This window comes from Niveibacterium sp. COAC-50 (genome assembly GCF_013184235.1).
Taxonomy (GTDB): Bacteria; Pseudomonadota; Gammaproteobacteria; order Burkholderiales; family Rhodocyclaceae; genus Niveibacterium; species Niveibacterium microcysteis.
In genome coordinates this window covers 1186482-1205548 of record NZ_JABCJM010000002.1, presented here as the reverse complement: position 1 = coordinate 1205548, position 19067 = coordinate 1186482, and the positions used below count along the sequence as shown (strand labels likewise).

The following is a 19067-nucleotide window of genomic DNA, read 5'->3' as shown; positions in this document are numbered from 1 at the left end:
GCTGCACGCAGCGTTCGGCATCGCGTATCTGGTGACATGCTTTATGTATAGTCTTGCGCATATCCGCATACAAGTAATCGAATTCGTCGGTGACGCACGTTGGGCGCGGCTCAAAGAAAAGGCCGTTCTGGCGCAGGTTTGCTGGGGCGAAGGGCACGTTCAATCGCGCGACGCGTGAGCGGAAGGCGTTCAAGCGCTGCCAGCTTCGCTTTGAGTTCCGGAATGCGTTGGTACAACTCCCAGAGCTTCAGCGTGCGGTTTGTGCGTTCGGCCAGCAGCGCCAAGGCGACTGTCTCAACCTGATGGGACAGCGCCGCGTCTCGCTGATCCCATTGGACCCGGGAGGACGACTTCGAAGTGCGGTTGGAGGTGCGCGCAGGTGTTTGTGACTGCAGCCAACTGCGATCGTTACGATAGAGCCACGCGTAACTCGCAGGATCAAGACCGCGCAGGAACTTCATTCCGAGCGAGCCATGGTCACACAGTAGTGCACGCCAAGCGGCGCGTGCCCGCTCCTGGGCCTGCTGAAAACGCACCTGGTGCCACGCATCTTGAAGTCCGGGTTCTGTTCGCAGAATCCGCGTTACGGTGCCCACTGACACTGCATAGCGATCAGCGGCCAGCGCCTTATCCAGCCCCCCGCGCAAGTCGGCGATCAAGTCACGCAGTGCAAAGGCCTGAAGGCGCTTCGGGCGACGCGAGGGCGTGATCCCGCATCGGGCCGCCCATGCGGCGGCCGTCGCGACATCGACCCCCAGACGATGTGCCGCGCCCGAGACGCTCAAGCCCTCGTCGGCAAGAAGCTCACGCAGCGCGTCCAGCTGGGGCGCGGGCGGCGAGATCGTTGTGACACCGTCGGCGACAACGGCATGACGGATCACGTCCTTGCCCGTACTCTGATAGGCGTCGAGAAACTGCTGGGGTTCATCGAAGAGCCAGCCGATGATCACAAAATGCCGGATCGGGTGCGTACCCGATCGCATGGGGCGCAGAAGCCGCGGTAGTTGGCGTCCAGCCTCGGGCGCCGACTCAGGGAGCGCGCGCAGTTCCGGTATCAGCCGCAGCGCGCCGGCATAGTCTGTGAAGCTCTCCGCGATCCGGGCGATACGCAGGCTCCCCGACGGCGTGGTCCAACCACGCTCTGCCAGCACCGTGCGATAAAGCACCGTCAAGCGCTCCGGCTCGAGCGGGGTCTCGCACGATGCGTCGACCAAGGTTGTGATCAACCTCGACAGCGTGTCGATGCGCTCACAGCTCCGCTCAAGCGTTGCGCGGTGATTTGCGTCCCACTCTTGCAACGCCGAGGGCTCTGGCAGGTGCCATTGGAAACGCCCGACACCAGTAGATTTGAACATTGACTCCCGCAAGAGCTCCCGATGTCGCGTGCAGGTCCACACCCCAGGGAACTGATGCGCCACATGCCAGTAGGCAACCCCGTGACGATCGGCGTCTTCGCGCATGCAGGACTCACATGCCTTCAGCGGGTGATGTGCGCGAAACCGGCTGGTGAGCAGACCCAAGCGAAGCTTCAGATGTGCGACGGTCGGCCCGCGTAATGCATCGAGAACATGCTGGCGCTCATCCGTCGGCAAGAAGGTCCGGTAGTAGCGAAACATCGTCCGCGACGCGCCGATTGAAACTGCGTCACCCAACAGTCCGGCGGTTCTCCGAGCAAACTCGTCCAACCGTGTCGGCAAATCATGTTGGGTGCCGCCGTGGGCATGCCCAAACAGGATCGATGCCGTTGTTGAGGCCAACGGATAGCCCCACAGTCGATGGGTTCGGCTGACGAGACTGAAAAGCGACTCGTCGGGGAGCCACGAGGGGAGGGGGTTACTGCCAAGATGCGAGATCTTGATCTTGTTCGTGTCCATGCCGTGGACTCGCGAGGACCGGCGACCAAGGCATCAATGCTACACAAATGGTAGACGGCCCGCGCCCGCCGGGATTCTCGCGGATGGATCGTGGGCTGCTGTCAGGTTTGCAGCGAAACCCGCCGTTAGGTCGAGTCACGCTATTCGGCCTTAGCGGTCGGTGGGCTCCAAGGCGAACTGATCGCGAACGTCAGCTAATGAGCGTCGAGACACTCATCGGCATCCGGCGAGAAGCGGCCGCTCGCCATGACGAGACAAGCGGTCGATTAACGCTGTAAACGGTCAGACGAAGATCGCGGGTAAAGGGCAGGGCCCGATCGAACACAGTCCTTTGGGGCTCTCAAAAGCGGTCTGCCGGTCGCTGCCGGTCTTTGAAGGCGAAGTCCCTTGGTCGCGAGTGGCGAAACACTGTCTCGGGTCAAGCAATGCAAACTAGCACAGCAGTTGATTTCGCGGCGGTCAAAAGTCGCGTGTCACGGCAAGCGGTTCCCATAAGAATTCGGGGGCGACAGTAAGTGCAACTATGTGAGTCCAGAAGCATGGTTACTAAAGAGTATTACCCAAAAGAAAAAGTAGCCGCCGGGCATTCGAACCATGCAATTTGCCCCGGTCCTCGTTGGCCCGATTTAGGAGATCTGAGAGTATTCCTGACGTGGGGCGTAGTGATCGGGATGGTGTTTTTTGCCATCTATCCTTTCTGCAACTGGTTGACCGCGCAGAGAGTGGAGCCGTGGCGGCTATACCTAGACGCGGAGCTCTCGATACCGCTCTTGCCACAGTTTGTGTGGCTGTACATGTCGATGTACGTGCTGTTCTTGTTGCCGCCGCTGTTCGTGCCAATACGTACCGCTCCGCTTCTTGCAAGGCAGTTGATCGCCGGGTGCGTGGTCTGCGGTCTGTCGTACTTGGTCTTCCCGGCCGTGCTCGGATTCGATAGGGGGCTGCCGTCAGAGGAGCCATACAGGCAGATCTTTGGCGCTATTTTTGACGTCGATGCGCCGCATAACCTGGTGCCGTCCATGCACGTCGTGTTCTCGTGTCTGATTGCGCTGGCTTGCGCACGTTTTGCACGGCCTTGCGTTCGATATCTGCTCTGGGCGTGGCTCCCGTTGATTGTGCTCTCGACCGTTCTGGTGCATCAGCATCATTTGCTGGATGTGGCCTCCGCTCTCTTGCTTGTTCTCGCGCTTCGCTGGCGTTGGCGGCTGGATCAGGGGCAATCAGCGTGCTGAACTACGGCGCCAGAAAAACCACCCCATACCGATTCCCATAAGCAGGCCACCGAAACCGCACCCTGCGGCGAGCCATAGCGCACTTCTCTCAATGGCGCTGAGCACCGGGTTGTCCAGGAAATTCGTGCCCGAGTGGATGCCGAGGATCTTCCAGTTGCCATCTGGCTCTTTGATGCTGATGGCAGTCCAGCGGCCTTGCATCTCGAATGCGCGACCATCGGCGAGTTCGTAGCGCTCCTGGGTGGATCCTCGAGTCAGTGCAAAGGTGCCCGTGTAGATTTTCGAGAGTTCATCCGCTTTAGCGTGAATGGACATCTCTTTCATCCGCAACAGTTCACGGGAGAACAGTCCGTCGAAGTAGGTTTTCAGGCTCGCTAAGTCCGTAAAGCTCTCTTGCGTGACGACGGTCGCCATGAAGGGTTTGTGGAACAGCACTTGCGCGGCGTCGAAATCGCGCTTGGATACCGCCTGCTCAAGGTCGCCTTTAAGTTTGCGCAGCGCGTTATGATCCGCCGCGTGCTCGTCACTTTGGGCATACACGCCTGACGTGGCGATGAGCATAAGAAGTGCCAGAAATGAGCGAAGCATGATGTCCTCGTGCGTTCAGGGTTTTAGTTCGTCAAGCGGCTGTGGTGAGGGGCCAGTTGGGGCCGGCTGGGCGCCCAGCCAAAGTCGAAGGTAGATCGACCAGAACGAAGGGTTTGCATCGTTCGGGGCAACCAGCTTTGGCAGGTGAATCCACGGCACGTTTGGGTACCGATGATGTATCAAGTGAAAGTTGTAGTTCAGGAAGGTCCACCGGGCGAACGGCCAGAAACGCAAGTTCCATGCGCCCTCGATCACATCCCGCGGGCTTCCTGCGTGGTCGCTGTACTGTACCGAACTCCAATTCAAACCAAACGACCAGTAGCACAGAAGCCAGGCAAGGGGGCTGAGGTCAAGCGAGGCAAACAGCACGACTTGCACAGCGAGCGAGCATAGGCCCTCGAACCAGACTCGGCCGATGGGCGCCTGGGCGATGTCGAGCACGAAAGGGCGGAACCCCCACCAGCGTGCGGGTCCCTCCTGAAACCAGCGTGATCGATAAGCCCAGGGGCAGGCGAGGTAGACCAGCATGGCGAATGGAATGATGGCCCAGTAAAACCCGGTGAGCAGGCAATAGATCCAGTAGGTCTTGAGCCACCAAGATTGGTGAGGCAGCACGTAGTCGTATAGCTCCTCGTCGGTACGGTTGCGACGGTGGTGTCCGAAGTGACTGATGCGTTGAACGGAGAAGATGGTTGGGAAGAAGCCCGCCAGCAAAATCCCCGCGACGTCGTTGATTCGCGGGTTGGGGTGGAATATGCGGTGCACCGCCTCGTGGTGTAACGAGAAGATCGTGTTGTTGGTATAGGAGAACAGCACGCAGGCGGAGGCAATCCACCACCAGGAGTGCGCATGGCTGGCGACCCAGAGGCAACCCATCGACGCTGTGATGGCCACCATGCCGATCAGAAGGTTCAGACGGCCTGGAATCGGGTGGCAAAGCGGTTTCATGCGGATGGGGCGCGCCGCGGCCACTCGGTGAACGGTGCGACGCGGCGGCCAACAGGCAACATCTGTCCGGCGCGAAGTCGCGCACCTGGGCCGAGTCCGGCCTCTCCGCCGACGATCGACGCTTCCTCGACGACAGGCGCTGCAATTATCACGGCGAAGCGGCCTTCTCCGTCACGTATGGCGATGTGACCCGCAAGCCTGCATTCCATACCAAGCACCGCTCCACGCGCGACGTCCACAAGATAGCGATCGGTGATTAGTACGCCGGGGCTGACATACGCGAACGGGCTAAGGTGACCTCCCCATAGCCAGATCCACTGCGCGTAAAGACCGGGAATCAGGCGGAGCAACTCCTCAAGCCACGGGAGGCGGTTGAAGAGCATCTGCCACTGGGTTAGAAACCACCAGACCCGGTAGGCACGGGAGTCAAGCGCGCATTGACCCTGGGGGCGACCGAAAGCGGCAAGTGTTAGGCGCGACACAAGAGGGGGCAGCAAGTAGACCCACAGTGTCAGCGTCATCAGCCGCGCAGTCGGGGTCGAGAAAGCGAGCCAACTGAACACCATGCCACAGGTGAGCTGAAGGATAGGCAGGAAGTTCAGGAGCAGCGAGAAGCTGTCCGGGCGCTCAAACCGGTGCGCGTCGGTCATAACCCACCATTTTCCGTCCGAGATTAGCGAGAGCTGGCGTGCAATCGAATATCTCGAAGGTGCGCGGCATGATCTGCCGATTGAACAGGCTCTTTTGAAAGCGCTGATTGTCCTTGAGCGACAACACTGCGTCGATGAGCTCGGCCTCGCGAGGCGCGAGTTCTGGCAGATCAGAGACGAGTTGGCGGACAACCCGGACCCCTGATCCTCCGCGAGTTGGACGAACCACTCCGTCAAGCATCAGGGTGAAGAGGCGCGCGTTCGCCTTTGCCCTCCGTTCGTCCATGCAACGTTCGATCAATAGCGCATCGATATGCACATGTCGAACCTCGTCCTTCATGTGCTGCTGGTGCAATGCGACGAAGGAAGGGTCAAGCTCGCCGAGTGTTGCGGTCTGAGGCTGTCCGATCATGTCGCGCGCCAGCGACTTCGCTGCCTCCTCCATCGCCATCATGTACCAGACGGCGAAGGCGTAGCGCCTGGAAAGGTGACCCACAACGCCAAACATGGCCCGTGCCCACCAAGGCTGGCGGGCGAAGCACCAATCATCTCCCTCCGGGTAGAGGTCGGGGCGGCAGGCGCGGTTGAACTTCGCGAACCCCGCGTAGTGGAGGTGTTCCTCTGCCACCATTGTGTCCAAGGCTGTGCACATGGCCGTATCGTCGCGCACGTTTGGATGTCCTCGTAGCGGGGCAAGCAAGCGCTCAACGAGTTCCGCCTCCAGCGTCATGATGTACTCGTTCAATCGCAGCCCGAACAGCTGGTTGTAACGAAGGCGCTCCACGTGGCTCAGCGTTGCATAGACCGGCGTATAGAACAGTTGCGTGTGTTCTTCGGGCACGAATGGGCGTGACAGGTCTGCCGTGCCCGGCGCTACCATGTCAGCTTGGTGGGCAGGGTCGCCAGCAAGTTGATTGATGCGATCGAGACTCAGACGGGGCCTCATTTGGACGTACGCTGGTGGATGGGCCGGGTTCCAGAGTGACCATATCTGCGGCGCGATTGCAGGACGTAGCCGGCCACCGGCACACAGCACGCGCAAAGCAGGGAGAGGAGCAGCCATGCGATGCTGACGGGCCAGTTCAGGAGCCTTTCCGCGTTCATCTCCGCGAGGCTGATCGCGAACCCGTAGACCCCACCGAAACCGGCAAAGAACCAGGGCGCATAGTCCAGCGCAACGACCGAAGCCGGTTGTCCGTCGGCACAAGGCTGGTTATACACACGCAGAAGCCCAACCTCGAGTGCTTTGATGTCATAGAGCAGGTTCCAGAACCCGAGGACAGACGCCAGCACGAGCGCATTGCGGAAAGCGTCGCCCAAGTCCTGCGCGGGAGTGTGGTGCGATAGCCAGGCGAGCGTTGCGGTTGCCGAACCGAACACGAAGCCGTGGTGGGGACGGAAACGTCCTAGCCTTAGGCGCGTATCAAACTCCCAGACCTTGAGGATGTTGGTGCCGACGCCAGGGACGATGTAGGCCCAAAGGACAGGCAGTCCCCAAGCGATTACAACAAGATGGTGGTTTCCTGCGTAAGTACGAAGCCAGAGCCAATAGCTAAGGGGCGCAAGAACCACTGGGGCGACATAGGGGTAGAGCGCGAGTAGGCGTTTCATGGGGCGCCCGTCAATGGAGTCCGAAACGCATGCCGTGTTTCTTGTAAAGCTCTTTGCGGAAGATGAGCGTGTAATACCAGTAGGCCCCAATGCGCGCGAGTGATCGTAGATGCGTCTTCGGATCCGCGAAGCGGTTAAGCAACGAACCGAAGCTGTTGAAACGGGTTCGCGCGGCGTGACAGGCGGCGGTCAGCTCGTTTGGGCTCATTCTGGCCGGCACGTAGGCCGCGCTATTGAAACGGTATTCCGGGTGCAACCACCATTTTCCGCCATAAAGCAAGCGCCCCTGTTCCTCAAGCTTGCGGTAGAGCGGCGTGTTCGGATACGGCATCAGGATGTTGTAGGCCGCAAAGGTGAACTTGCTCTTGAGAGCGAAATCCACGGTTGCCGCGATGGATTCTGGCGTATCGTGGTCGTAACCGAGCGTAAAGGCAGCCCAAGTCTGCATGCCGTGATCGCGTAGGATTCGAACCTCGTCACGGTAGCCAGAAAAACCTGGAATGTTCGGTGATTTCCGAGTCTCACGCAGGCTCTCGGCTGAGATCGACTCGAAACCCATGACATTGCCCCAATTACCTGCACGCTGCAGCAGATCCATCAGTGGCAGATTCCGGGTGACATCTAGGCTGGCCTGACTGATCCAGCTCACTTTCATCGGAATCAGCGCGTGGCACAACTCAGCCAGCGCCTTCTGATCGCTGGCGATGTTGTCGTCGATGAAAAACAGGAAACGTCTGTCCTGTGCTTCTATCTCGCGGAGCACTTCATCGATGGCGCGGATGTAATGTTTGCGATCGAAGTACTGGCTGACGGCACAGAATCGGCACGCAAAGCGACAGCCCCGGACGTACTGCATGAGGCTCATGGGCAAGTAGCCCTTGCCCTTGAAGAGGTCACGCCTGGGCAGTACGTCGCCGAACTGGGCCACGCCGGGCACGCCGTTATAGCGCGGTTTCAGACGCCGGCGCCTGGCATCCTCGACAACCTGCGACCAGGCCGATTCGGCGTCGCCCAGAAAGATGCTGTCCGCGTGGAGCGCCGCTTCTTCTGGCAGCAGGGATACGTGCATACCCCCAAGAATGACTGGAATGCCGCGCGCCCGGTATTCTGCGGCGATCTCATAGGCTCGCCTCGCTGTGTAGGTCTCAACCGTGATAGCCGCCAAGTCCGTAGGTTCGTCGAGCGGAATCGCCTCCATGCGGTCGTCGTAGAGCACGCACTCGACGTCCGGTGGCGTCAGTCCGGCGAGCACGGCGAGCATCAGTGGTTCCATTCGGCCCTGATCCACATAGAGGCTGTGCTCCATTCGCCCGATGTTGGGTTTGATAAAGGTAATCTTCATCGTGCTTAGCAGCCCAGTAGTCGGTGTTGCTTCTTGTAGATCTCGCGCCGGGAGATCGTATTTGCGATTGCCGTGAGGCCAATCCTGAACGGCGAGAAGGGAACCTCACCCGACATCACGCGCCGCCCAATCGAGGACCAGCTGTAAAAACGCTCGCGGGCAGCGAACACGCCGTGGGCCAGATCTTCGGCGCTCATGCTCCGCGGGCTGAAGATCGTGTCGCCGTATCGATAGGAGGGGTCCAGCCACCATTGCGGCGACAGCAGGCGACCTTCGTCGCGCAAGCGGTTGTAGAGCGCAGAGCCGGGCGTAGGTGTAAGCGCGTTGAAGTTCGCGATCTCGAGACGAGACTCGATGGCGAAATCCACGGTTCGCTCGATCGTGTCGCGGGTGTCTGAGTCGTACCCGAATACGAAGGTGCCGTAGATACCGATGCCGCGCGTGTGCAGTGCGCGTACGACACTTAGGTAGCTGCCGGCGACCCTGTTCCACGGCTTGGCCATCTGTTTCAGGTTGTCGGGTAGCAAGGATTCGAAACCGATCAAGGTGAAACGACAGCCGGCCTCGGCTAGGCGATCAAGCAAGCGCGGGTTCCGCGCGACGTCGATGCTGATCTGGCATGACCAGCGGCGCTTGAGCCCCCTCATGGCGTCGAGCAGCAGCCCAAGTTCGGCCTCGTTCGAGAATAGATTGTCGTCGACAAAAAAGAGCAGGCGCTTTGCCGGTAGGGTCTCGATCTCGCGCAGCAGGCTGTCGATTGGCCGCACCCGGACGCTGGTGCCGTAAAAGCTGTGGATCGAACAGAAGTCGCAGGCGAAGCGGCAACCGCGGCCGTACTGCACCAGTTCGAGTGGCGCGTATCTCTTGCCTTGGAAGATGCTCCGGTCGACACGGTAGTCGTGCAAGGGGGCAGATCGGTCACCGGCGTAACGCGGCTGAAGACGGCCTGCGCTGAAGTCATCGAGCAGACGTTCCCATGCGCCTTCCGCATCGCCGATTACAACGGCGTCTGCGTGCTCAAGCGCTTCGTCCGGCAGGAACGTCGGATGGTATCCGCCCATGACAACGGGCACGCCTCGCTGGCGGTAAGCATCGGCCACCGCGTAGGCGCGTCGCGCGGTGAAGGTCTCGACGCTGAGTGCCACGAGGTCTGGGCAATCGTCGAAGGGTAGCGCCTCTGCCTTCTCGTCGTAGAAGGCGATCTCCCAGCCAGGGGCGCGCGCCGCGAGAATGCCCATCGCCAGTGGAGGCATTGCGTCGGACGATCGATAGTCCCCAATGTTGGGGCGGATCAGCGAGAGCTTCAAAACAGGGCAGCCTCTGGTTGCACTGGCCGGTTGTCGAGGTGCGCGGATTCGTGGAATTCGACCGTGTAGACCGATGCCGCGTAGCGCATTGCCCTGAACTCCGCTACGACGGACAGCAGCGGGTGCTCGGCATGCAGCCCAAGCGTAGCGACAGGCGTCATGCATCTCGATAGCAGGTCGTGTATCAGCGCTCGCGCCAGTTTGCGGTCGGTCAGCGCTTGTGGCGAGAGCGCCAGAAAAGAGATCGAGCTTTGTTCCAGCGCACTGCCTAGGGCCGGCAACTCTACACGCCGCGAGAGGCGCGCGTAGAGGTTATAGGCCGGTCGCAACCAGGCAAGCGCGCCGCGGTATCGGCGCGCGACGACCTGCTTGTAGGCACTCTGGTTCCAGAGCACAGCGAAGCCGTGGATTGATTCGCCCTCGTTGCACATCCAAACATTTTCTAGGCCAAATCGGGCAAGCATTTCTTCGTCCAGTGCCGGACTCAGTTGCTGACTTGATGCCGTCTGGCGCTGCCAGCTGAGTAGGCCCGGCAAGTCGTGCGCCTGCGGACGACGCCAGAGACCCAGCGATCGACCCCTCGCGGTGGCGAGTGCACAGGTGGCGTAGCGGCCAATTTGGCGGTAGCGTGGTAACCCGGCGAGGCCCGATTCCAGCAGCCGGCGTGCCGTGTGATTTTCTTCTGCGATGATCGTGAACCACAAAGGTCGAGACGTGGCATAAGGCGCGAGTTTGACGATCGAGGCGTAGCCCTCTCGCAGGTGGCGGATTCGACGGCGATAGGCCGACCGCACGCGCAGTCCGCCCAAGTAGCCCACCTGTTCTGCCGCGCCGTTCACCCAGAGTGGCAGCACCGACGCTGAGTACATGCCAACCAGGTCACCGTGCTCCTTTGCGATCACGGCCCATTCCTGCCCAAAGCGATTCACGCCGGCAAAATAGGATGGCTCGCGCTCCATGGTCATCTCGACCCAGCTTGGCATGCCGTTTTCGCGCAGCAGGTGACGCAGATCGGCGTCATCGTCGGGGCCTGCAAGGTGGAGGTACGTCATTGCACCCGCACCAGAGGTCCGGCCCAGTTCTCATCACCTAGCGGATAGCCGTTGCGCTGACTGATCTCATTGCGGTGCATCGCATTGACCAGGAAGTAGTTGCGGAAGACAAAAGGGTCGCGCCAGTGTTGACGGCTACGCCGGATGATGTTGCGCCAGCTATAGAACCGCTGGCGGGCTCGCACGCAGCCCTCGGTTACTTCTTCTGGTTGCATGGCGGCGGGCAGAAAGGGGAGATCGTTGTAGCGGTATGCGGGATCCAGCCACCAGTTCTCAAAGCGCAGCCGCTGCTCCGTTTGCAGTCGTCTGTAGAGCGGTGTTCCGGGAAACGGTGTCAGGTGGTTGAACGCGGCGATGTACATGGCTTCTTCGGTCGCGAAGTCGACGGCCTCGTCAAAGGAGCGGTGGTTGTCATGTTCGTAACCGAACACGAAGGTGCCATATACAAAGATCCTGTGACGCCGAAGGTTTGCCAATGCGTTGCCGTAGCCGCCCCGCATCAAGTTGAAACGTTTTCCCATCCGGACGAGATTTCTCTCGTGCAGACTTTCAAACCCGATCAGCACGCCGACGCATCCCGCCTCGCGCATGGCTTGAAGATAGCCCTCATCGTGCGCAGCATTGATGCTCATCTGTGTGATCCAGCGCACCTTGAGCCGTGCCAGCGCGGGCAGCAGTAATCGCCCCGCCTTCATGTCGCCGGCGAAGTTGTCATCCACGAAAAAGAACAGCTGCTTCTCGTGTTTCAGGGACTCCAGTTCGGCCACGACGTCTTCCACGGGACGCGTGCGATGCGTTCGCGAGAAGAACGTCTGGATCGCGCAGAACTCGCACGGAAACTTGCATCCGCGGCCCGTCTCGATCAGCCCGATAGGAAGATAGCGCTTGCCGGCGAACAGGCGTCGATCGACGCGCACCTCCGCCAGCGGTCGGCGATCGCCGTGATACCGGAGTTTCATACTGCCGTGAAGCAGGTCATCAATGACTTCCGCCCAGACGGACTCTGCTTCTCCAGTCACGACGGTTTCAGCGTACTGCGCAACTTCATCGGGAACGAGCGTCGCGTGGAAGCCGCCCATGATTACCGGTATGCCACGTCTTCGGTATTCGCTGGCGATCTGGTAAGCGCGGGCCGCGGTATAGGTCTCAACCGGAATCGCCACCGCGTCCGTTGGTGCATCGAATGGAATGGCCTCCAGGCGATCATCGTGGAACACAAGGTCTACGTCCGAAGGGGTGAGCGCTGTGAGCACTGCAATCGGAAGAGACTCCATCTGCCAGCTGCGGATATAGCGCTCGCCGACGCGATGACCAATGGCGGGGTGAATGAGCGTTAGCCGCAAGCGACGCGAACGTGTCATCCGCACACGGCCTTCCGTTTGGTTTCAATGGGCGCAAGTTCATGTAGTCCCATCGGGACGCCCACAGGTGAAAGATGCCAGTCGCAGTTGTAGAAGCGATGCAGGTTGTGGGCGTAGAAGCGGTACCCCAGATTGGCTCCGATGGCCAACGGCTCAAAGGCGCGGGCTTTCCACAAACGGCGGATGATGGCAGACGGGCGATAGACGGCCTTCCAGGCGCGTTCGTGTCCCGTGGCAAGCTCTTGTGGCGACATGTTCAAGGGCTGGAACACGACATGTTGTCCGTCGTACAGCTCCCAGTCAGTCGTGAGAATTCGCTGCTGGGCTTGGAGCCTTCGATGAAGGGGAGTCCCGGGGAACGGGGTCAACAGTGCGAAACGCGGCAGATCGATGCCGGTATCGATTGCAAACTGGACTGTTTCGTCAAACACATCGGGTGTGTCGTGATCAAGGCCGAAAACGAAACAACCCTGGATGGCGATGTCCAGCGAATGAAGGTCCGAGATCAGCTTGGCATAGTCCACCGAGCCATTGAATTTCTTGCGCGTATCTCGGAGCGATCCGGGGTTCAGTGTTTCGAGCCCAAGTAGCAGGCCGCGGCAGCCGGAACGCGCGATGAGTTCCATCAGCTCCGGATCGTGGGCGATCAGTACGGTTGATAGTCCGAACCAGCGAAGTCTCAGCGGGATCAGCGCGGTGAAGAGCTCTTTCGCGTACTCGCGGTCAGATACCAGGTTCAGGTCGATAAACAGGATCCGCTTCTCGCCCACGCGCCGGATGTCCTCAATGACCCAGGACACTGGCTTCTGGAACTGCCTGCGGCCCCAGGCACTCGGTGCCACGCAGAACTCGCAGTCGTGGGCGCAGGAGCGCGTCGCCTCGAACACGGCTTGGGTCAAGAAGTGCCGTTTGTCAAAAAGGTCGCGCTGGGCAAAAGGCATGTCCGGGCGATCCAGCGAGAAGTCCGGTGCCTGTGCGTACACAGGCTTTAGCCTGCCCGCGGCAAAGTCCCGGAGCAGTTGGGGCCATGAATCTTCCGCATACCCGGTCACGATGGCGTCCGCGTGGCGTGCCGCTTCTGCCGGCACGAGCGTGACATGCGGTCCTCCGAGCACTACCGTGCGCCCCTGTGCCCGAAAGCGGGTGGCGAGCTCATATGCACGGTTTGCAGTTCCGGTTATGACCGTGATGCCGATGAGGTCGGCATCGAGGTCGTCAGGAACATCTTGAATGCCTTCGTCAAAGAGTTCCACGTGAGCTTGGATATCGCTCGGTATCAGCGCGGCCAAAGTCGTGAGGGTCAGGGGCTGGTAGCGGAGCGACTTGCGGAAGACGCCCCCACGATGGCGGTACAGCGGCCCCTTGGGCGATAGCAACGCAATCTTCACCGGATACTTCCTTATTTGCTCCAACGGGCATCGGGGATCAACGCTAGGGGCTTGATGTCCGCCAGCCGCGTTCCCTGCGCGAGGCGAAATGCTACAAGGCGTTCGTAAAGCCCCTCTATCTGTCGATGCTCCAGCGGCGAGAGCTGCTGCATGTGTCGCGCATACGCGTATTGAGGGTTGTCCATCAAGCGGGATTCTATGACTGCGAGGTCCACCTTTGCGCCCGCTTCGGTGACCAGAACATACCCTGATCGACCGTCGTTCACTGTGAGAAACGACCAGTCTGGGGCGGGGCGCAACGCTTCCAGCACGAACGCCTCAACCAGTTTTTCGCCGACCAGATCCGAGGTGATGCCGGTCCGCCCCTGAAACTCGAGTACTGGCGCGCGGCCATCGATGAATCCAGCACATAGCACGCGGTCTCCGGTGCGGTATCGATACAGGCCGTTAGCGGTGGTGGCAACTACTTCGTAGCTTCCCCCCTTCTCCAATTCCTGACCAAGCAAGAGCCGCCCCTCCCGTTCGAATTCGAAGAAACCGTGGCAATTGAGAACGGGCACGTCCTGAGCATTGGGGACCGTGACGACGCACTCTGTCGACATCAATCCCTTCGGTTGTAGGTGCGCTTGGGGGAGCCGGGCGGCCAGTGCTTCGGCTGGGCCGCGGGACGCCCCAGCGGTCCAGCAGCTGATCAGCTTGAGCCTCGGCCAGAGCTCCCGCGGGTCGGGCAAATCGTCCAGAAGCCTGAGCATGAAAGTCGGGCTCCAGACTGAGATCATCTCAAGGTCGCGTGCGGCGGCTAGCGATTCCAAAGTGCGCTCTCGCCATAAAGTGACATTTGTCTCCTTGGCGACGTCAAGTGGTACTGCCGTATGTTGGGCCACCCAATGGCCCCACTGTGGCCCGAGGTACGCGCCATCCGGTAGCCCTACGGGGATGCCGCAGATCTGCTGTGTAGGGCGGGTTGCCGGGCTGGTGGCAAGGTACACACTGCCCGATATCGAGAATCTGGAAACCGCCTCTGCCAACCAGGGCATCAGCGCGTTCTCAAATGCCGCGAGGCCCTGCGGTGTATAGGGGATCAGCTTCGAACCACCCGAGCTGCCTCCAGTCAGTTCGAACGCACAGGGGCGCCCCGGAAACAGCGCATCCGATTCTCCCGCGGCAATCCGATCCAGCCATGGCGCGAGCGCTTCATAGGATGTGATGGGCACCCTCTGACGAAACGACTGTAGGGTCAGAGGAGAGCCGAACTGCCGCAGGTACGATGCTGCAGCGTTGTCTGCGAGAAGGGCCTCGAGCCAGGCGCCCCCGTTGATCGGGTCAGAGGCCTGGCGCGAGAGCATTGAACCCTTGGCGGAATAGCCGCAGAGTCATGGGCTTCATGTTTGCTTCCTCGATGTCGCAGACGCAGACGAGCTCGTGCCCGATCCGGAACGCCGGATTCCGTTTCAGAAAGTAGGTTACGCCCGTGCGACTCTGCTCATCTTCCCGCGGTTCGGACACTGCAGGCTTAAGCTGCCCGCGTGAGGGCGAGAATTCAACCAGCCCGGATTCCCGGTTGTAGTCAGGACCGTACTGCTGTTGAGCAAGATAGTCTGCAAGCTCACTGAGGTCGGCATCGTGCGCACCCTCTTTGGGATGGAAAACCTTCGCAAAGACGTGCAGGTAACGATAGGTGCGATGCCCCTTTACCAGAAGAAACCAGACGAGGCGCTTATCTGGCTGCATGCGCTTGATCTGTCCCATCCGTCGTACCCAGTTTACGGACAGTGCCTGCTGGCCCCAGTGCTTTGGGTCGACTACCGTATCGCCCGAGAACACCACGCGGATATCATCTCCTCGCCAACGGGTATCGAACAATCGTAATGTCGTGAAACCGACTAGCCGAGGACCGAAGTAAAGCAGGAGGGCCTCATCTTTCCCGAGCAGATCGCTTTCAAAGATCTGAGGGCTCGTGGCTTCATAGCAGGATAAGTAGAGCTCGCACATGGCGTGTCGAGCCTGCGCATCGAGCGAAGCCGTTGGGGTGCTCAAGCACGTGTATCCGCCATCCATTTCCATTTCGCGGATATTACTTGAAGCAGCGAGCGTCAGCCTCTGTGGGGACTGTCTTTACGGCTGGTCGGTGCGCAGCCTGCTCGTAGCCGCTTAAGCCAAAGAGGCGTTTTGAATTGCAGGCCATAGACCGGCCCTCCGGTCCAGTTCCTAGAGTGATATTTCGACGGGCTTGCCAATGGTGGCGAACTGGCCGGCAGCCGCCACGGAGCATTGTTAGCCCAATGACGGCAACCGATCGGATCTGCACGCCCAAGAGATTTCATAGCTGACGTTCGCGTGCTCGCGTAGCGCGATTCCCTGAATGTCGGCTAAGGCCGACAACCCGAATGCGAGCAGTACCCCGGTGCGCCCGCTTCCTACCTTATGCCGTCGGCCATGGCGTTGCGCGAACGGTTTCTGCTTGCCTGCCAACCGGCGCGCAAGCCCACGCCCCGCGTCAGATCCGTGTTTCCTCGTCCGAAACGCAGGCTCCGCCTAGTTTTCGACTTTATTTCCGGCTGCACCCCTGAAAGTTCGTCGTTGCCCCACAGCAGCCAAAGCCTTATGTTGTAAGGCTTTGGAAGACGTGCTCTGTGGAGCGCTAGTTTTCGACTTTATTGTTTAGTTTTCGACTTTAATTGTCGGGAACAAAAAGCCCGTTTTCGCGCCCAGGCTTATTCGACGGTCACACTCTTGGCCAGGTTTCTCGGCTTATCGACGTCCGTGCCCCGCGCACACGCGGTGTGGTAAGCGAGCAGCTGCAGCGGTACGACGTGCAGGATCGGCGACAGCGCGCCGTAGTGCTCCGGCATGCGGATCACATGTACGCCGGGCTCGCTTTCGATGCGGGTGTCGGCGTCGGCGAACACGTAGAGTTCACCGCCGCGCGCACGCACTTCCTGCATGTTGCTCTTGAGCTTGTCGACCAGGGTGTCATTCGGCGCCACGGTTACCACCGGCATCGACGCATCAACCAGGGCAAGCGGGCCATGCTTGAGTTCGCCCGCCGGGTAGGCTTCGGCGTGGATGTAGGAGATCTCCTTCAACTTCAGAGCCCCTTCGAGCGCGATCGGGTAGTGCAGGCCGCGGCCGAGGAAGAGTGCGTTCTGCTTCTTTGCGAACTCTTCAGACCACGCCATGATCTGCGGCTCGAGTGCGAGCACCGCTTGCAACGCGACCGGCAGGTGACGCATGGCTTTGAGGTGCGCGGCCTCGGATTCCGGCGACAGGTTGCCGCGCACTTTGGCGAGTGCCAGCGTCAGCAGGAACAAGCCTGCAAGTTGGGTGGTGAAGGCCTTGGTCGACGCCACACCGATCTCGACGCCGGCGCGGGTGATGTAGGCCAGCTTGCACTCGCGCACCATTGCCGAGGTCGACACGTTGCATATGGTCAGCGTGTGTTCCATGCCCAGGCCGCGGGCGTGCTTGAGCGCCGCGATGGTGTCTGCCGTCTCACCCGACTGGCTGATCGTCACGACCAGACTCTTCGGATTCGGCACGCTGTCGCGGTAGCGGTATTCGCTGGCGATCTCGACGCTCGTCGGGATCTTGGCAATTGATTCGAGCCAGTACTTCGCCGTCGAGCCCGCGTAGTAGCTGGTGCCGCAGGCGAGGATCAGCACTGAATCGATGCCCTTGAACACTGCTTCGGCGCTCTCGCCAAACAATGTCGGCGTGATCGCCTCGACGCCTTGCAGCGTGTCACCCACAGCACGCGGCTGCTCGAAAATCTCTTTCTGCATGAAGTGACGATAGGGGCCGAGCTCTGCTGCGCCGGTGTGCGCATGAACGGTGCGCACCGGGCGTTCGACACGCACGAAACCATCGGTGCCTGCGCGTGTCTCGACCCAGTACTTGCCGAGCTGCAGGTCGACGACGTCGCCCTCTTCCAGATAGATGATCTGATCAGTCACGCCTGCGAGCGCCATTGCGTCGGAGGCAACGAAGTTCTCACCCTGGCCAACGCCCAGCACCATCGGCGAGCCCTCGCGGGCACCCACCACGCGGTGCGGTTCGTCGCGGCAGAACACCGCGATACCGTAGGCGCCCTTCAGGCGCAGCGTGGCGCGCTTGACGGCGTCGAACAGGTCGCCGTCGTACAGCGAATCAACCAGGTGAGCGATGACCTCGGTATCGGTCTGGCTATCGAACACATAGCCCTTGGTCTTGAGTTCGGCGCGCAGCTCGTCGTGGTTTTCGATGATGCCGTTATGAACCAGCGCGATGCGGTCACGCGAGAAGTGTGGGTGTGCGTTGTGCACCGCCGGGGCGCCGTGCGTCGCCCAACGCGTATGGGCAATGCCGGTGAAGCCTTCAACGTTCTCGGCGTGAACTTGCGCATCAAGCTCGGCGACACGCGAGGTGCTGCGGGCGCGGCGCAGGGCACCGTTCTGATGTACCGCCACGCCACAGGAGTCGTAGCCGCGATATTCAAGCCGTTTGAGGCCCTCGACCAGAATGGGAACGATATTGCGCTGGGACACTGCGCCGACGATGCCGCACATGGAGCACTCCACGTTTGAAGGAAGAAGATGGCGGCACTATAGGCACTCCCGCTTGCAACAGGCTTGCTAAGTTTTCACACTTGCGCAACATTATTGCACCGCACTACGCGCGCGAAATAATATTTCATTTAATACGGCCTCATGATCGAAAAGCACACCCCCGCCGCACTGGATGCGACCGATCTGCGCATCCTCGATCAACTTCAACGTGATTCAAGCCTGACGAACCACGCCCTTGCCGCACATGTGCACGTATCACCGGCAACCTGTCTGCGCCGGGTGCGAAAGCTGATTGATGCTGGCGTAATCGAACGCCAGGTCGCGATCCTGTCGACCGAGCATCTTGGCGCGGGCCTTACCGCGATCGTCGAAGTCACACTGGATTCGCAGTCCGCCGAGCACATGCTTGCATTTGAGACCCGAACCGAGGCTGCGGCCGAGGTGCAGCAGTGCTATCGGGTCTCCAGTGGCCCGGATTTCGTGCTGATTCTGCAGGTAGCCGACATGGCGGCCTACCAAGCGCTGGCGCACCGCCTATTCGCGGGTGACGCCAACGTACGCAACGTACGCACCTTCTTCTCGGTAAAACGCAGCAAGTTCTCGCCGGCAATTCGCCTGCCATCAGCCCTTGGGTGATGTCGTCGCGGCACGCGCACCCGCGTCCCGATCCGGCGCACGAACGTAGCCAAGATCGTATTCATCGGCGCTGCAGCGAACGAAGCCATGCTTTAGATAAAACGCATTCGCGGGGCTGCCGCGCAGCGCCGTCACCCGCAAGGGCAGGCCCGCCCAGTTGCTCTCGTCGATCAGCGTCCGCATCACCGCGCTCCCTACGCCACGGCCCTGCGCGAAAGGCATCAGGTACAGATGCTGCAGCACCAGCGCATGGTCAGTCCGGCGCAGCATGAAGAAGCCAACACGCTGTCCATCGCACAGGATGTGCTGGGTCATCGACGGATCCCAACTCGCAGCAAGGCGCTGACGAGCGCGCAATGGATCAAAGCGGCCGATCTGCTCAAGGCTGCTTCGCATGGCAACAAGACGGATCTGGAGCAGCACCTCAAAATCGGCCTCGCTGGCCCGCTCGAACGTCGGCGCGCCGCCGGCGTGCAGCGGCGGCCATGCTGCGCGCATGTCCATCAGAGCGTCGGCTCGCTCACACCGCGCCGG

The 19067-nt window shown here is 60.5% G+C and carries 17 protein-coding genes; 2 read left to right on the top strand and 15 right to left on the bottom strand.

Annotation, left to right across the window (positions count from 1 at the left end; translation table 11 throughout):
• Window positions 1-110 precede the first annotated feature (110 nt).
• Window positions 111-1874 carry a TnsD family Tn7-like transposition protein gene (locus tag HH302_RS13015; protein WP_172202578.1) on the bottom strand — a complete coding sequence of 588 codons (1764 nt, stop codon included), beginning with the start codon at window positions 1872-1874 and terminating at the stop codon, window positions 111-113.
• 539 nt (window positions 1875-2413) lie between these two features.
• Between HH302_RS13015 and HH302_RS13010 the strand changes: the two genes are divergently transcribed.
• Window positions 2414-3106 (top strand): Ser/Thr and Tyr protein phosphatase, encoded by a 693-nt coding sequence (locus tag HH302_RS13010; RefSeq protein WP_172202577.1) that lies wholly within the window; start codon window positions 2414-2416, stop codon window positions 3104-3106.
• Here HH302_RS13010 and HH302_RS13005 read toward each other — a convergent pair.
• From HH302_RS13005 to glmS, 13 genes are all read right to left on the bottom strand, one after another.
• Window positions 3095-3694, bottom strand: coding sequence for a hypothetical protein (locus tag HH302_RS13005; protein WP_172202576.1), 600 nt, complete (start codon window positions 3692-3694; stop codon window positions 3095-3097). The genes HH302_RS13010 and HH302_RS13005 overlap by 12 nt on opposite strands.
• Before the next feature lie 15 nt (window positions 3695-3709).
• Entirely contained in the window at window positions 3710-4642 is a 933-nt protein-coding gene (locus HH302_RS13000; RefSeq protein ID WP_172202575.1) for a fatty acid desaturase, read from the bottom strand.
• Complete coding sequence (locus tag HH302_RS12995) at window positions 4639-5292, bottom strand: hypothetical protein (protein ID WP_172202574.1); 654 nt, start codon at window positions 5290-5292, stop codon at window positions 4639-4641. The genes HH302_RS13000 and HH302_RS12995 overlap by 4 nt, the downstream gene beginning before the upstream one ends.
• Window positions 5270-6238 (bottom strand): diiron oxygenase, encoded by a 969-nt coding sequence (locus HH302_RS12990; protein WP_172202573.1) that lies wholly within the window; start codon window positions 6236-6238, stop codon window positions 5270-5272. The genes HH302_RS12995 and HH302_RS12990 overlap by 23 nt, the downstream gene beginning before the upstream one ends.
• Window positions 6235-6903 (bottom strand): hypothetical protein, encoded by a 669-nt coding sequence (locus tag HH302_RS12985; RefSeq protein WP_172202572.1) that lies wholly within the window; start codon window positions 6901-6903, stop codon window positions 6235-6237. The genes HH302_RS12990 and HH302_RS12985 overlap by 4 nt, the downstream gene beginning before the upstream one ends.
• 10 nt (window positions 6904-6913) lie before the next feature.
• A complete protein-coding gene (locus HH302_RS12980; protein WP_172202571.1) occupies window positions 6914-8245 on the bottom strand; it encodes a radical SAM protein in 1332 nt (443 codons plus the stop codon).
• 5 nt (window positions 8246-8250) lie between these two features.
• On the bottom strand, window positions 8251-9552 hold the full coding sequence (locus HH302_RS12975) for a B12-binding domain-containing radical SAM protein (protein ID WP_172202570.1): 1302 nt from the start codon (window positions 9550-9552) through the stop codon (window positions 8251-8253).
• Entirely contained in the window at window positions 9549-10604 is a 1056-nt protein-coding gene (locus tag HH302_RS12970) for a hypothetical protein (protein ID WP_172202569.1), read from the bottom strand. The genes HH302_RS12975 and HH302_RS12970 overlap by 4 nt, the downstream gene beginning before the upstream one ends.
• Window positions 10601-11965 (bottom strand): radical SAM protein, encoded by a 1365-nt coding sequence (locus HH302_RS12965; RefSeq protein ID WP_216661884.1) that lies wholly within the window; start codon window positions 11963-11965, stop codon window positions 10601-10603. Before HH302_RS12965 ends, HH302_RS12970 begins: the two co-directional genes overlap by 4 nt.
• On the bottom strand, window positions 11962-13353 hold the full coding sequence (locus tag HH302_RS12960) for a B12-binding domain-containing radical SAM protein (protein WP_172202568.1): 1392 nt from the start codon (window positions 13351-13353) through the stop codon (window positions 11962-11964). Before HH302_RS12960 ends, HH302_RS12965 begins: the two co-directional genes overlap by 4 nt.
• A gap of 11 nt (window positions 13354-13364) precedes the next feature.
• Complete coding sequence (locus HH302_RS12955) at window positions 13365-14699, bottom strand: GH3 auxin-responsive promoter family protein (RefSeq protein WP_172202567.1); 1335 nt, start codon at window positions 14697-14699, stop codon at window positions 13365-13367.
• Window positions 14677-15390, bottom strand: a complete 714-nt coding sequence (locus HH302_RS12950) for a hypothetical protein (RefSeq protein ID WP_172202566.1) — start codon at window positions 15388-15390, stop codon at window positions 14677-14679. The genes HH302_RS12955 and HH302_RS12950 overlap by 23 nt, the downstream gene beginning before the upstream one ends.
• Window positions 15391-16067: 677 nt before the next feature.
• Window positions 16068-17897 (bottom strand): glutamine--fructose-6-phosphate transaminase (isomerizing), encoded by a 1830-nt coding sequence (glmS, locus tag HH302_RS12945; protein WP_172202565.1) that lies wholly within the window; start codon window positions 17895-17897, stop codon window positions 16068-16070.
• A gap of 141 nt (window positions 17898-18038) precedes the next feature.
• Between glmS and HH302_RS12940 the strand changes: the two genes are divergently transcribed.
• Window positions 18039-18533 (top strand): Lrp/AsnC family transcriptional regulator, encoded by a 495-nt coding sequence (locus HH302_RS12940; protein WP_172202564.1) that lies wholly within the window; start codon window positions 18039-18041, stop codon window positions 18531-18533.
• On the opposite strand, the gene HH302_RS12935 is transcribed toward HH302_RS12940, so the two are convergent.
• Entirely contained in the window at window positions 18519-19037 is a 519-nt protein-coding gene (locus HH302_RS12935) for a GNAT family N-acetyltransferase (protein WP_172202563.1), read from the bottom strand. The two genes, HH302_RS12940 and HH302_RS12935, sit on opposite strands and share 15 nt — an antisense overlap.
• Window positions 19038-19067: the final 30 nt, after the last annotated feature.